This is a genomic window from Ahrensia marina (assembly GCF_042140245.1).
Classification (GTDB): Bacteria; Pseudomonadota; Alphaproteobacteria; order Rhizobiales; family MH13; genus MH13.
Genome location: NZ_CP159483.1, coordinates 3,292,120 through 3,305,388, shown reverse-complemented (window position 1 = coordinate 3,305,388; position 13,269 = coordinate 3,292,120). Strand labels below are relative to the sequence as shown.

At 57.6% G+C, this 13,269-nt stretch carries 12 protein-coding genes; 8 read left to right on the top strand and 4 right to left on the bottom strand.

The genetic code is table 11. From position 1 onward, the window contains the following. Positions 1–125: 125 nt before the first annotated feature. The 3 genes from ABWH92_RS16015 (at position 126) to ABWH92_RS16005 (ending at position 4,579) form a co-directional block, all read left to right on the top strand. Positions 126–2,012 (top strand): methyl-accepting chemotaxis protein, encoded by a 1,887-nt coding sequence (locus ABWH92_RS16015; RefSeq protein ID WP_375570056.1) that lies wholly within the window; start codon positions 126–128, stop codon positions 2,010–2,012. A gap of 198 nt (positions 2,013–2,210) precedes the next feature. Continuing rightward, positions 2,211–3,695 carry a SulP family inorganic anion transporter gene (locus tag ABWH92_RS16010; protein ID WP_375570054.1) on the top strand — a complete coding sequence of 495 codons (1,485 nt, stop codon included), beginning with the start codon at positions 2,211–2,213 and terminating at the stop codon, positions 3,693–3,695. Between the two features lie 11 nt (positions 3,696–3,706). After that, a complete protein-coding gene (locus tag ABWH92_RS16005; RefSeq protein WP_375570052.1) occupies positions 3,707–4,579 on the top strand; it encodes a universal stress protein in 873 nt (290 codons plus the stop codon). Between the two features lie 113 nt (positions 4,580–4,692). Here the strand turns inward: ABWH92_RS16005 and ABWH92_RS16000 are convergent, their stop codons facing one another. Continuing rightward, positions 4,693–5,124, bottom strand: a complete 432-nt coding sequence (locus tag ABWH92_RS16000; protein ID WP_375570050.1) for a L,D-transpeptidase — start codon at positions 5,122–5,124, stop codon at positions 4,693–4,695. A 171-nt stretch (positions 5,125–5,295) separates the two neighbouring features. Here ABWH92_RS16000 and ABWH92_RS15995 point away from each other — a divergent pair, with 171 nt between their 5' ends. The 5 genes from ABWH92_RS15995 to der all read left to right on the top strand — a co-directional run bounded on the left by ABWH92_RS15995 (position 5,296) and on the right by der (position 10,344). Further along, positions 5,296–5,865, top strand: a complete 570-nt coding sequence (locus ABWH92_RS15995) for an NnrU family protein (protein ID WP_375570048.1) — start codon at positions 5,296–5,298, stop codon at positions 5,863–5,865. Between the two features lie 36 nt (positions 5,866–5,901). Continuing rightward, positions 5,902–6,723 (top strand): 3-methyl-2-oxobutanoate hydroxymethyltransferase, encoded by an 822-nt coding sequence (gene panB, locus ABWH92_RS15990; RefSeq protein ID WP_375570046.1) that lies wholly within the window; start codon positions 5,902–5,904, stop codon positions 6,721–6,723. A gap of 147 nt (positions 6,724–6,870) precedes the next feature. Further along, entirely contained in the window at positions 6,871–7,536 is a 666-nt protein-coding gene (locus ABWH92_RS15985) for a tetratricopeptide repeat protein (RefSeq protein ID WP_375570044.1), read from the top strand. Between the two features lie 16 nt (positions 7,537–7,552). Next, positions 7,553–8,881 (top strand): PQQ-binding-like beta-propeller repeat protein, encoded by a 1,329-nt coding sequence (locus tag ABWH92_RS15980; RefSeq protein WP_375570042.1) that lies wholly within the window; start codon positions 7,553–7,555, stop codon positions 8,879–8,881. Between the two features lie 8 nt (positions 8,882–8,889). Next, positions 8,890–10,344 (top strand): ribosome biogenesis GTPase Der, encoded by a 1,455-nt coding sequence (der, locus tag ABWH92_RS15975; RefSeq protein WP_375570040.1) that lies wholly within the window; start codon positions 8,890–8,892, stop codon positions 10,342–10,344. Here the strand turns inward: der and ABWH92_RS15970 are convergent. The 3 genes from ABWH92_RS15970 to ABWH92_RS15960 form a co-directional block, all read right to left on the bottom strand. After that, positions 10,337–11,086, bottom strand: coding sequence for an SDR family NAD(P)-dependent oxidoreductase (locus ABWH92_RS15970; RefSeq protein ID WP_375570038.1), 750 nt, complete (start codon positions 11,084–11,086; stop codon positions 10,337–10,339). The two genes, der and ABWH92_RS15970, sit on opposite strands and share 8 nt — an antisense overlap. 15 nt (positions 11,087–11,101) lie before the next feature. After that, on the bottom strand, positions 11,102–12,547 hold the full coding sequence (gene purF, locus ABWH92_RS15965) for an amidophosphoribosyltransferase (RefSeq protein WP_375570036.1): 1,446 nt from the start codon (positions 12,545–12,547) through the stop codon (positions 11,102–11,104). A gap of 86 nt (positions 12,548–12,633) precedes the next feature. Continuing rightward, complete coding sequence (locus ABWH92_RS15960; RefSeq protein WP_375570034.1) at positions 12,634–13,185, bottom strand: CvpA family protein; 552 nt, start codon at positions 13,183–13,185, stop codon at positions 12,634–12,636. Positions 13,186–13,269 lie beyond the last annotated feature (84 nt).

The window sequence follows — 13,269 nt, the reverse complement described above, 5'->3', positions numbered from 1 at the left end:
TGGGGGAAATTATGAAATTATCAATCCAACACCGATTATTCATCGGTTTTGGCGCCGTGCTTGCTTTGGCAGCATGTCTCGCCGGCTTTAGCTATTTGAACAGCCAGTCGTCCAACGACTCTTTCTTGCAGTATCGCACGAACGGTCGCGCATCAGTCGGCTTTGCCGATCTGGCGTTGCACATTACGCACGCACGCTTGGCGGTCATGAAGTTTCGCACGTCAGACGATCCATCGACGCTCGCGACGGTGGAGGATTACGCGGCCAGGCTGGAGGAAACCAGCCAACATCTTTTGGACATTGGTGTGACAGATGAGCAGGCGACTGTTCTCAACGCGATTCAAACAGATTCTGCACAGTATCTATCGTCTTTTGTCGAGGCCATCGACCTGCAACAGCAGCGTCATGAAGAGTACAACACCAACCTGTCGCCCATCGGTATCGAGATCAGACGAAATCTAACCGATGTGATGGACAGTGCATATCGCGACCAAGATCCAGATGCGGCTTACTACACCGGTCTAGCGCAGCAGAGCCTGCTGCTGGGACGCTTCTATGTGCAAGAGTTTCTGCTGTCTAATGAGCAGGAAGCGCGTGAGCGTGCCGAGCAAGAGTTGGCTGCAACACGCGAGCAGATGGGCGATGTGTTGCGCGAACTGCAAAACCCACGTCGCCGGGCTTTAATTCAGGAAGCACAAGCCAACCTTGACCTCTATGAGGCGTCTTTTGAGCGGATCTCTGAGATTATCAGCGCACGTAACGTGATTTACTCGCAGCAGCTGGATGTGATCGGGCCGCGTATCGATGAAGCCGCCGTGAGCGCTGAGTACGCGCAGGTCGCGGTTCAGAACGAGCTGGGTCCGGTCCTAACGGACCGCTTCCAGCGGAACATGACGATCACGGCTATCGTCGGTGTTGTAACTTTGCTTATTGGTGCCGTTATCGCGATCTTCCTGTCGCGTAGCTTGTCGAGCGCAATCGCTTCGATGACGTCGGCTATGCGAAGCCTGGCAGACAATGACCTTGAAATCGAAATCCCAGGTCGTGAGCGTACAGATGAACTTGGTGAAATGGCCACGGCCGTTCAAGTCTTCAAAGACAACATGATCGAGGGCCGTGACTTGCGGGCCGCCCAGTCTGAAGACCAAAAAGCCAAAGCGCAGCGTCAACAGACTGTTGATGAAGCGATCCAACGTTTCGAACAGGCTGCCACCGAGTCGATCAGCAAGGTCACACGGTCGTCCGAAGAGATGCAGCACTCAGCGCAGTCTCTGTCCTCGCTTGCTGAGGATACCACCAACAAGTCGACGACGGTTGCCAGCTCCTCTGAAGAGGCGACATCAAACGTGCAGACTGTCGCCAGCGCCGCTGAAGAGCTCTCCGCCTCTATCGGTGAGATCAGCCGTCAGGTGAATGAGTCGGCCAGCATGTCGCGTGAGGCTGTTGAACAGGCGGATGCGACCGGCAACCAAGTCAACTCCCTGGTGCAAGCTGCGCAGAAGATTGGCGAAGTTGTCAGCCTCATCCAGGACATTGCTGAGCAGACCAATCTGCTTGCGCTCAACGCGACGATCGAAGCTGCGCGCGCTGGTGATGCTGGACGCGGGTTTGCCGTCGTTGCCTCTGAAGTGAAAGGCCTTGCCGAGCAGACCGGTCGTGCCACCGATCAAATCGCTGGTCTGATCACCGATATCCAGTCGTCAACCGAAGCATCCGTCACGTCCATTGAAGCGATCTCTGAGAAGATCAAAGCGATGGATTCCATTGCCTCGGCCATTGCCTCGTCGGTGGAAGAGCAGGGCACGGCAACGCAGGAAATTGCTTCCAACGTTCAGCAAGCCGCGATGGGCACCCAAAACGTGTCATCGAACATTGTTGGTGTGAACGAAGCCACCCAGCAGACCGGCGCTGCTGCCGCGCAGGTTCTAGGAAGCTCGACAGAGCTGTCGCAGGAAGCCAACGATCTGCGTCAGAACATCAACACCTTCTTGGAGACCATTCGGGCCGCGTAAACGACCCAAAAGTCTTCATCCGACACATGAACCGGCGTTGCAGCGATGCAGCGCCGGTTTTTTGTTTGCCAGCACAAATGCGTGGCTGTCATGCACCTTGCCCCTCGCCATCAGCAGTTTGATCTGCTAGCAGGCGCAGCGCATCGCATTGATCCCCCCACCAGATGACGGCGTTTCTCTCCGCCGGTCAGGACCCATATGCTTTCCCTCAACACGCTGCGGCGCGAGTGGTTGTCCAACCCGCGCGGCGATATTCTTGCTGGCATTGTCGTTGCCCTTGCCTTGATCCCAGAAGCGATCGGCTTTTCCATTATTGCTGGCGTCGATCCGAAAGTAGGCCTCTATGCCTCCTTTTCGATCGCCGTCATCTGCGCGCTGACAGGCGGTCGTCCAGGTATGATCTCCGCCGCCACAGCCGCGATTGCGGTTTTGGTCGTGCCATTGGTTCGCGACTACGGCGTGGAGTATCTGTTCGCTGCGACCATTCTGATGGGCATTTTGCAGGTCATTGCAGGCTTCCTTCGGCTTGACCTCTTGATGCAATTTGTTTCCCGCTCGGTGGTCACAGGCTTTGTGAACGCGCTGGCAATCCTGATTTTCATTGCCCAGATACCGCAACTGGTGGATGTCACTTGGCTCACCTACCCAATGGTGGCCGGTGGCTTGGCGATCATCTATCTCTTCCCCTATCTCACCAAGGCGATCCCTTCGCCATTGGTGGCCATTGTTGTGCTGACGGCGCTGGCGCTAGCGCTAGGCTGGGAAGTGAACACGGTGGGTGACATGGGCCAACTGCCCGATGCACCGCCCCATTTCTTCATTCCCAACGTACCTTTCACTTGGGAAACGCTGCAGATCATCTTCCCGTTTTCGCTGACGATGGCTGCTGTCGGATTGCTGGAATCCATGATGACGGCGCAGATCGTCGATGATCTGACCGACACACCATCCGATAAGGCCCAGGAATCCAAAGCTCAGGGCCTCGCCAACTTCGTGACCGGCTTTTTCGGCGGCATGGGCGGCTGCGCCATGATTGGCCAGTCGGTGATCAATGTAAAATCTGGCGGCTCAACACGCCTTTCCACCTTTGTTGCCGGCACATTTCTCTTGTTCCTGATCGTGGTTCTTGGACCATTTGTCAGTCAGATCCCGATGCCGTCGCTCGTGGCGGTCATGATCATGGTGTCCATCGGCACGTTTTCGTGGAAGTCGATCCGCGATCTGCGCACCCACCCCTGGCAATCCTCTGTGGTGATGGTGGTGACTGTCGTGGTGGTGGTCTGGACCCACGACTTGGCGCAAGGTGTTGCTGCCGGTGTTATCCTGTCGGGCCTCTTCTTTGCTTCCAAAGTGCGTGGTCTCTTCAACGTGGACTCCACGCTCTCCAGCGATGGGCGCACACGCACCTACTATGTGTCAGGTGAGGTGTTCTTTGCCTCTACAGAGCGTTTTGCTGATGCGTTCGACTTCAAAGAGGTGCTTGATCGCGTCGTGATTGACGTCTCCAAAGCACATTTTTGGGATATTTCCGCCGTTGGCATTTTGGACAAAGCGATCTTGAAGTTCCGCCGCGAAGGCGCGGGCGTCGATGTGATCGGTCTCAATGAAAAGAGCGCGATGATGGTCCAACGCTTTGGCGAGCACGACAAAGACGGCGCGGATGCTGCGTCCGCCGGCCACTAAGGAACATTCAAATGAAACGCATTCTCGCTTGCATCGACGCCTCACAATATGCCGCGCGGGTGTGTGATTACACCGCTTGGGCCGCCAAACGGTTGGACGCCAGCGTCGAACTGCTCAACATTATCCAGCGCAGCAACGCTGCCGCCTCGCGCAAGGATTTGTCTGGCGCCATTGGCCTGGGCGTGAAGTCTTCGCTTTTGGAAGAGCTGACACGTCTTGATGAGGCCGAAGGCAAGCTTGCCATCGAACGCGGGCGTGTTCTGCTTGATAGCGCGCAGGACCATGTCAAAAATCTCGGCGTTGCCGATGTATCGCTCACACATCGCCATGGCGGTATCGTCGAAACGGTGACAGAGCGGGAAGCTGATGCCGACCTTATCGTGATGGGCAAGCGCGGTGCATCCAGTGATTTTGCCAAAGGGCATATTGGCTCCAAGGTGGAGCGCGTTATCCGTGCGAGCCACAAGCCGGTCTTGATCGCCTCCAGCCGTGGTGTGGAGCTTGCGCAAACCAACCCATCAAAAGTGATTGTTGCCTATGATGGCGGTGCTGCATCCACTGCAGCGCTTAGGTTTGCCGCCCAATCGGCCCTCTTCACCGATATCACGCTGGATGTCGTCATCGCCGGCAGCAACGACACCCGCCATCAGAAGCTGGTCGAAAGCGCCAAGCAGCTTCTCGCTGAGCAGAGCCGCGACAGCGAAGTTCGCCTAGAAGATGGTGCACCAGAAACGGTGATTGGTGACACCATGAAAGCCAATCCTGACGGATTCTTGGTCATGGGAGCTTATGGTCATTCGCCTCTGCGGACGTTGATCGTCGGCTCCACGACAACAGCCATGATCCGCACCATTCACGCCCCTGTGTTGCTTATGCGGCCGTAACCACCCAGGCTACCATTCCCGTGCTAGACACGGGAATTCATCATGGAACCGACAAGTTCAAAGAGACTGAATGGCTGGATCAAGTCCGGCCATGACGCCGATGAGGTTAACCGCTAATTGGTGATCTGAATGCGCGTGCGGTGCGGGCCATAGTCCTGCACCAGGGCAAACAGCGCGCGCGCATTGTCTGGATGCAGGCGGATACAACCGTGCGAAGCGCGACTACCAAGCCGTCCAATGGCGCTGGTCGCGTGGAAAGCGTAGCCACCCTGGAAAAAGATTGCATGGGGCATCGGCGCGTTGTTGTAGGTGCGCGAACGCCACATGGTGTGCATGCGCAGTGGGCGCCAGGTGCCGGTGGGGGTGGAATAGCCCTGCCGCCCGGAAGAAATGTTCCACTCATGCAGCACTTCGCCGTCAACGATGACCTGCATACGCTGTTCAGACAGATCAACCTTGGCAATCACCGAGGCTTGCGCCTGCGGCAGCGCAAAAAACGATGCCACACCCAAGGCCATAACGGTCATCAAAACACGAGAGAACATCACACTAATCTCCACAATAGCCGCACGCGAAACTCTTGCTGCCCCTAGAACATAATGCAACACAAGCGTGGACGTTGGGTAAACCCGACGAGCCTGTGTCGGGCAGTGCTATCCATCACAAACGCGCAGATTGATGCGCACGGGCAACAGAATAAGAGATTGGGGACAGGCGTGATCGCGTTTTTCGGCGGATTGATCATCTTTTTGGGCATTCATTCGGTACGCATTTTTGCTTCCGAACCACGCCAACGTTTCATTGCGGCCTATGGCGAAGGCCCCTGGAAGGGCGTCTACTCACTGGTCGCCATCGTTTCGTTTGTTGCGATGATTTACGGCTATCCGGCTGCGAAGGCGGGTTTAGGCTTTGTGTGGGCACCTCCGGTTTGGACACGCCATCTGGCGGTGGTGTTGATGCTGCCCGCGTTGATTGCCTTGGTTGCTGCTTACGTTCCGTCCAAACTCAAGGCCAAGCTCAAGCACCCCATGTTGGTCGCTATCAAAATCTGGGCGCTGGGGCATTTGCTCGCCAATGGATTGGGCGTGCATCTGGTTTTGTTTGGGTCGTTTCTCGCGTGGGCTGTTATGGATCGAATCTCGGTAAAACGCCGCGGTGAACCCAACCCACTGGCTCCGTCGGGTTGGACAGGCGACATCATTGTGGTTGTCGTTGGAACAGTTGCGTGGGTGGTCTTGCTGCTTTGGGCGCATCAATGGCTGTTCGGCATCGCTCCAATCGGTTAAGAGCCTGCGACCTTCTTCACCAACCGAGCTTCCGTGATGTCTGTTCAATCTGCCAAGCGCCGGATAACGGCGGTTGATATTGCCAAGCGCAAAAATGGCGATCCCGTTGTTGCGCTCACCGCCTATCACGCCCACACCGCTTCGATCCTTGATGAACACGTCGACTTCATCCTGGTCGGGGATTCACTGGGCATGGTGATGCACGGCATGGAATCGACTGTGCCGGTGACGCTCGACATGATGATTGTTCAAGGGCTGGCCGTGATGCGCGGCTCTAAGCGGGCGCTGGTCGTGGTCGACATGCCGTTTGGCTCCTATGAGGCGAGCAAAGAGCAAGCGTTTCATTCCGCTGCGCGCGTCATGAAGGAGACGGGCGCTGGCGCCATCAAGATGGAAGGCGGCGAGCACATGGCCGAAACGGTCGAGTTTTTGGTCCGTCGAGGCATCCCTGTCATGGGCCATATTGGTCTGACGCCACAGGCCATCAACACGATGGGCGGCTTTCGTGTGCAGGGCAAATCCGATGAGAACCAGGCGCAAACCGAGCGCGATGCCAAAGCCATTTCCGACGCTGGCGCCTTCGCCATGGTGATTGAGGGCACGGTGGAACCTTTGGCGCGCAAAATCACCGAAGACATCCCAACCGTCACAATCGGTATTGGAGCATCACCGGCGTGTGACGGACAGATTTTGGTTCTGGAAGATATGCTTGGCCTGAATGTTTGGACGCCAAAGTTCGTGCAAAAGTTCGGCTCCATTCGCGAGCATATCGAAGAGGCCGTTACCGGTTACGCCGATGCGGTGCGCGATCGATCTTTTCCTGGGCCTGACCATGTTTATGCCCGAAAGCAGAAATAGCCGCCTTTCATCCTGCATGGGCGCGTAAACCTTGCGTGCAAATCGGTCGCCTTGTGTGGCCGGCAACCGATTGCAGGGACAACGAACAAACACTATGGTCCGCCGCACACCGTGGGGCACGATGAGCAAAGGCCCAAATAGGCATTCATGACCGATATTTTCAGTGAAATTGAAGAAGACATCCGCAAAGACCGCGCTAAGCGGATGTGGGACCGTTTTGGCAAGTATGTGATTGGTGGCGCCATTGTGTTGGTGCTCGGCGTTGCCGCTTGGCGAGGCTATGAGGCCTACACCACCTCGCAGGCCGCCGCCGCTGGCGACAGCTTTCTCGATGCAATCGCGCTGGTTGAAGAGAATCCGCAGGAGGGCATTGCCGCTTTTGATGCCATAGCAGCCGACGGCCCAGGTGGTTACGCTGCCTTGGCGCGCTTCCGCTCTGCCAGCACCTTGGCGCAGCAAGATGATTTTGATGGTGCCATCGACGGTTTCCAGTCTCTTGTCGATGATGCAAGCATCGATCCGCTGGTGCGCGATGTGGCACGGATTCGCCTTGGCTATCTGCTGCTTGATCACGGTGCGGCAGCCGATATTGAAGGCCTGTTGTTGCCTCTGTCCGAAGAGACAAACCCCTTTTCCCATTCGGCACGTGAGATTCGCGCGTTTGCGGCAATGAAAGCGGGCAATCGCGAGCAAGCGCTCGCACTTTTCCTAGAATTGGTTGGTGATTTTGCCAGCCCAGAATCGGTGCGCTCCCGCGCCCGTGTTGCGCTTGATGTGCTGGCCAGCGATGGCACCAGCGCGGTCGGCAGCTAACGAGGACATCAGTTTCATGCGTTCACTCCTCAAACCTTTGACCCTGGCTTTGTGTGTTGGTCCGCTGCTTGCCGGTTGTGCTGGCGGTATTGGCGAAACGTTCGACGGATTAAATCCGTTCAACCGCGAAGACCCACCAATCCCGGGCGAGCGGCGCGCTGTCGGCAGCGCCGCCGATCCTGTGCTTGCTGTTACCAACACAACCGTTTCCATTCCTGGCGCATCCGGCGCTATCGACTGGCCGCAGCCAGGTGGCAATGCGGCCAACAATCCAGGACACGTTTCTTTATCCGGTGCGCAAACATGGAGCGCGCAGGCTGGCATTGTGTCTGGTCGTCGCCAAGTGCGCATGGCTGCCCTGCCAGTGGTCGCTGGCGGTCGCGCCTATGTGTACGACCCCAATGGCAATGTCACCGCCGTGGCGATCTCCGGTGGCGGCCAAAGCTGGCGTCGTAACCTTCGCCCAGAAGGCGAAGATGGTCAGGTGGGTGCAGGCGGTGTTGCGCTTGGTGGTGGTCGCGTGTTCGCGGCCACAGGTTTTGGCCAGCTTTTTGCGCTTGATGCCAACTCTGGCCAAACGGCATGGGCCATCGATCTGGATACCCCGGCACTGTCAGCGCCGACATTCGCTGGTGAGCAGGTCTATGTGATCACCCAATCCAACACGGTTTTGGCGCTTTCTGCCGCCGATGGCACGGAGCGTTGGCGTTTCCGTGGCGTGCCAGCCACCGCTGGTCTTTTGGGTTCAGGCACACCTGCAGTCTCTGGCAACACGGTGATTGTGCCCTACTCATCCGGCGAGATTGTCGCGCTCAATGCAACGGACGGCGAACCACGCTGGGCTGACGCCGTGGTGACCGGCGCGCGCTATCAAGCGCTGTCTGGGTTGCGTGATTTGGTTGCAAGTCCAGTGATCGCCAGCGGCTCTGTGATTGCAACTGGCGTCGGCGGGCGCACCATTTCGGTGGGTCTCGACTCGGGTAACCGTCAATGGGAAACCAATGTTGGCTCCGTTCACACGCCCATCGTGGCTGGTGATGTGATCTTCCTTGTTGATCTGGAAGGTCGCCTGATGGCGCTGTCGCGCTCAACCGGCGACATCCAGTGGGCAACGCGTCTTCCCGGCGGCACAGGCGAAGGCCAAGAAAAATGGGCCGGTCCAGCACTTGCTGACAATGTGCTTTTCCTGGCGTCCAGTGATGGCAATGTGCTGCGCGTAAACCCTGCCAATGGTGAAGTGCTGGGCACAACGAGCGTCAACGAAGATATCTTCTTGCGGCCCATCGCAGCTGGCGGGCGTCTCCTTGCTCTCGCCGCTGATGGCACGCTGCTCGCCCTGAACTGATCACGCGTATGGCCACAGCTCTCCATGCCCCGCCAGTCGTTGCGATTGTCGGGCGGCCCAATGTTGGCAAATCGACACTGTTCAACCGCTTGGTCGGCAAGCGTTTGGCCTTGGTCGATGACACGCCTGGTGTCACCCGCGACCGTCGCGAGGGTGATGCCAAACTGGGTGATTTGACCTTCACGCTTGTTGACACTGCGGGCCTGGAAGACGCTGACGCCAGTTCACTGGAAGGGCGCATGCGCGCGCAAACTGAGCGCGCCATCGACGAGGCTGATGTGTGCCTGTTCATTATCGATGCGCGCGCGGGCATCACGCCAACCGATGCTGAATTCGCCAATCTGATGCGCCGCCATGGCGACAAAACCGTTCTGGTTGCCAACAAGGTCGAAGGCCGAAAAGGCATGGACGGTCTTTATGAGACCTATGAGCTCGGACTCGGTGAGCCGGTGGCAATCTCTGCTGAGCACGGCGAAGGCATGGCCGATCTTTTCCAGGCACTCGACGAACATTTCACGCGGCTTGCAGAAGATGCTGCCAGCGCACCACAGGCGGCCCCCGTTCTTGCTGAGCCCGAATGGGATGCCGATGATGAAGATGCGCCCGATATCATAGAGGCCGCGCCGCGCACCCATCCCTTGCAGGTGGCCATTGTCGGTCGCCCAAATGCGGGCAAGTCCACGCTGGTCAACCGTCTTCTGGGGGATGATCGGCTGCTGACGGGCCCTGAAGCTGGGATCACCCGCGACACCATTTCTGTTGATTGGGTGTTCCAGGATCGCCCGTTCAAGCTCTTCGATACAGCTGGCATGCGCCGCAAAGCCAAAGTGCAGGAGAAGCTAGAAAAGCTCTCCGTTGCTGATGCGTTGCACGCGATCCAGTTTGCTGAATGCGTTGTGATCCTGATGGATGCTGAACATCCCTTTGAAAAGCAGGACCTTCAAATTGCTGATCTGGTTGCCCGTGAGGGCAGAGCGCTGGTGTTCGGCCTGAACAAATGGGATGTGGTGAAAAACAAAGGCAGCTTCCTCAAAGAATGCGAGGAAGAGTTGGCCCGCTTGCTGCCGCAGGTTCGCGGTGCGCCGCTGGTGCCACTGTCCGGTTTGACTGGCAAAGGCACTGAGGCTCTCATGCAGGCCGTGCTGAAAATGGATGATGTGTGGAACCGCCGCATTTCCACCGCAGCGCTCAATCGGTGGCTGACAGCCGCGCTGCAGCAGCATCCACCGCCAGCGGTTGCGGGGCGTCGCCTGAAGCTTCGTTACATGACGCAAGCCAAAGCCCGTCCGCCAACCTTCGCCGTGTTTTGCTCACGGCCAGACGCGCTTCCAGGCAGCTACACACGTTATCTGGTGAATGGTTTGCGGGACACCTTTGACTTGCCCGGCGTTCCTCTGCGCGTGCTGATGCGCAAAGGCAGCAACCCCTATGAGGCTAAAGCCAAGAAGCGCAAGATCAACTAGTGCCGCGATGAAGCAAGCCGGTTTCAGCGTAGTTCGGGCTGGTTAAGTCCATGATCGGTCCAATGACATGGTCTGGGTTCGGCAGAACGGACTGATCTTCGCCCGGTACAGCCTTACCACGCAGCGCCGTGCGCACGGGCCCTGGGTCAAACAGGTTGACCCGCACCGATGTGTTGATCATTTCCGCCGCATAGGTGCGCACCATCGATTCTAGCGCTGCTTTGGTGGCGGCATAGCCTCCCCAGAACGGCTTGGAGGCCTGCCCAGCCTCACAGGTGAGAAAGACAGCCCGTCCAGCATCAGATTGGCGTAGTAGCGGATCCATCGAGCGGATCAGGCGGTAGTTGGCCGTGACGTTGACGGCCATCAGCGTCTCAAAATCCTTTGGCTTCAAATGGCCAAGAGGCGTGATGACGCCAAGAACAGCGGCATTGCCAATCAGCACGTCGACACGGCCAAAGCGCTCGTAGAGCGCCAGACCCATCCGGTCGATGGCATCATGATCTTTAAGGTCAAGCGGCACCAGCGTTGTCGAGCCGCCAGCTGCCTTGATGGCGTCATCCAGCTCTTCCAAGGCACCTGTCGTACGCGCCACGGCAACCACATGCGCTCCGGTAGCGCCAAAAGCTTTGGCAACCGCATACCCAATGCCCCGTGAAGCGCCGGTTACCACCACAACGCGCGCGTCGCTGGAGCCTGGTTTCACCACCGGCTGGGCATCATCATTGGCAGGCTTGTTCATGAAAAGACCTGAGTATCAGTCCGCTTCGACAAGGCGCAGGCGATTGTCTGTCTTCTCGGTGCGGTCGGTGAGGGGGGTGGGATAGTCGCCGGTAAAGCAAGCGTCGCAGAATTGCGGCACATCGCGGTTGCGTCCAGCTTCGCCAAGGGCGCGATAAAGCCCATCAATGGTTAGGAAGCCTAAGCTGTCCACGCCAATGGCGCTTCCAATCTCTTCTATCGTTTGGCTGGAAGCGATCAGCTGATCGCGTTCTGGAGTGTCAACGCCGTAGTAGCAGGCATCGCGCGTCGGTGGGCTTGCCACCCGCATATGCACCTCGCGCGCGCCAGCTTCACGGACCATCTGCACGATCTTTTTCGATGTGGTGCCACGCACGATGGAATCATCAACCAGAACGACCCGTTTGCCTTCCAGTAGTAATCGGTTGGGGTTGAGCTTCAGCTTCACGCCCATATGGCGGATTGCATCGGTCGGCTCGATGAAGGTGCGACCGACATAGTGATTGCGCACAATACCCAGATCAAACGGAATGCCGGACGCTTCGGCAAAACCGATGGCTGCCGGGGTTCCAGAATCAGGGACGGGGATGACCAAATCAACATCTGCGGGTGCTTCACGCGAAAGCTCAGCGCCGATCTGTTTGCGCACCGCGTAAACATTGCGTCCCTCAACCATCGAGTCAGGGCGCGCAAAATAGACATACTCGAACACGCAGAAGCGCGACGGCTTGGGGTCGAACGGACGGTAGCTTTCCACCCCATCCTCGGTGATCACCACCATCTCGCCAGGTTCAATGTCACGCACGAAATCGGCGCCAATGATATCAAGAGCGCATGTTTCTGAGGTGAGCACTGGGGCGCCGTCGATCATCCCAAGCACCAGCGGTCGCACGCCCAATGGATCACGCACCCCGATCAACTTCTTTTCGGTCAGCGCGATCAGTGAATAGGCACCCTCGACTTGACTCAGCGCATCGGTGAGCCGCGCCACGATCTTCTTTTCTTGGCTGGTCGCAATCAGGTGAATGATCGGCTCAGTGTCGGAGGTTGACTGGAAGATAGAGCCACCTTGGCGCAGTTTGATCTGCAGCTTATGGGCATTGGTAAGGTTGCCATTGTGCGCCACGGCGAACCCACCACCGGCGAACTCCGCAAACAGCGGTTGAACGTTGCGTAGGCCCGCGCCACCAGCCGTGGAGTAGCGGACATGACCAATAGTACGGTCGCCTTTGAGCCGCCCAAGAACATCCGGCTTGGAAAAACGGTCCCCAACCAGGCCGATATGACGCTCGGAAAAAAACTGCAGCCCATCAAAGGAGACAATACCAGCAGCCTCCTGACCGCGATGTTGCAAAGCGTGCAGGCCGAGAGCGGTTAGTGCCGCTGCATCGGAGTGCCCAAACACACCAAAAACGCCGCACTCGTCATGAAAGTGATCATCGTACGCAGTGGTCGCAACCATGGCTCAGGGCCTTTCAGCGGAGCTATCGCGTGACGTGGCCGGCTTGGGCGTAACCACCCACCCCAATAAGCGTCGGCTCCCGATCATCACGTCCCGGTGCTGGGGACAGCCGTTTCATCTTCGTCATCATTGCCACGAATGCGGTCAATGATCTGCCCTTCTGGATCATCTGGCAAGATGGCAAGAAGTTCTGCCCCCAACTCATCCAAGAGCGGTTTTGAGCGCGAGTCGGCCACCCATTGCGGAGCATTTTCGGGAATGAAGAAATTGAAGAAGAGCGCTGCGATGACAAACAAAAGCACGGCGCGTGCTGCGCCATAGAGAAATCCAAGCGTGCGATCCAGTGGCCCGATCGCTGAATCGGCAACAACGTCCGACAGCTTCATCGTGAGATAGGAAACGATGATCAAGATCAGGAAAAACAAGATGCCGATGACCGCGGCCGTCGCGAACACATCCTCCGTGATGTACTGCTTGGCGAACGGCAAAAGCGATGGATAAAGAAAGTAAGCGCCAGCGGCAGCAGCCACCCAGGAGCCAATGGAAAGCACTTCGCGCAGGAACCCGCGCATCATGGCCAGAACAGCGGACAGCAGTATGACCGCCAACACGATCCCATCAAGAATGGTGAGCGTCATCGAACAAGGCCTCTTACAATGATGGTCGCGGCATAAACGGGGGGCGCAACCTCGCGCACGCCCGAATGTTTGGTGCGAAGGCCA

Bases quoted from the DNA above. Each gene is read 5' to 3' on its own strand.
- ABWH92_RS16010 (WP_375570054.1), top strand. From the start codon at position 2,211: ATGCTTTCCCTCAACACGCTGCGGCGCGAGTGGTTGTCCAACCCGCGC.
- ABWH92_RS16005 (WP_375570052.1), top strand. From the start codon at position 3,707: ATGAAACGCATTCTCGCTTGCATCGACGCCTCACAATATGCCGCGCGG.
- ABWH92_RS16000 (WP_375570050.1), bottom strand. From the start codon at position 5,124: ATGTTCTCTCGTGTTTTGATGACCGTTATGGCCTTGGGTGTGGCATCG.
- panB (WP_375570046.1), top strand. From the start codon at position 5,902: ATGTCTGTTCAATCTGCCAAGCGCCGGATAACGGCGGTTGATATTGCC.
- ABWH92_RS15985 (WP_375570044.1), top strand. From the start codon at position 6,871: ATGACCGATATTTTCAGTGAAATTGAAGAAGACATCCGCAAAGACCGC.
- ABWH92_RS15980 (WP_375570042.1), top strand. From the start codon at position 7,553: ATGCGTTCACTCCTCAAACCTTTGACCCTGGCTTTGTGTGTTGGTCCG.
- der (WP_375570040.1), top strand. From the start codon at position 8,890: ATGGCCACAGCTCTCCATGCCCCGCCAGTCGTTGCGATTGTCGGGCGG.
- ABWH92_RS15970 (WP_375570038.1), bottom strand. From the start codon at position 11,086: ATGAACAAGCCTGCCAATGATGATGCCCAGCCGGTGGTGAAACCAGGC.
- purF (WP_375570036.1), bottom strand. From the start codon at position 12,547: ATGGTTGCGACCACTGCGTACGATGATCACTTTCATGACGAGTGCGGC.
- ABWH92_RS15960 (WP_375570034.1), bottom strand. From the start codon at position 13,185: ATGACGCTCACCATTCTTGATGGGATCGTGTTGGCGGTCATACTGCTG.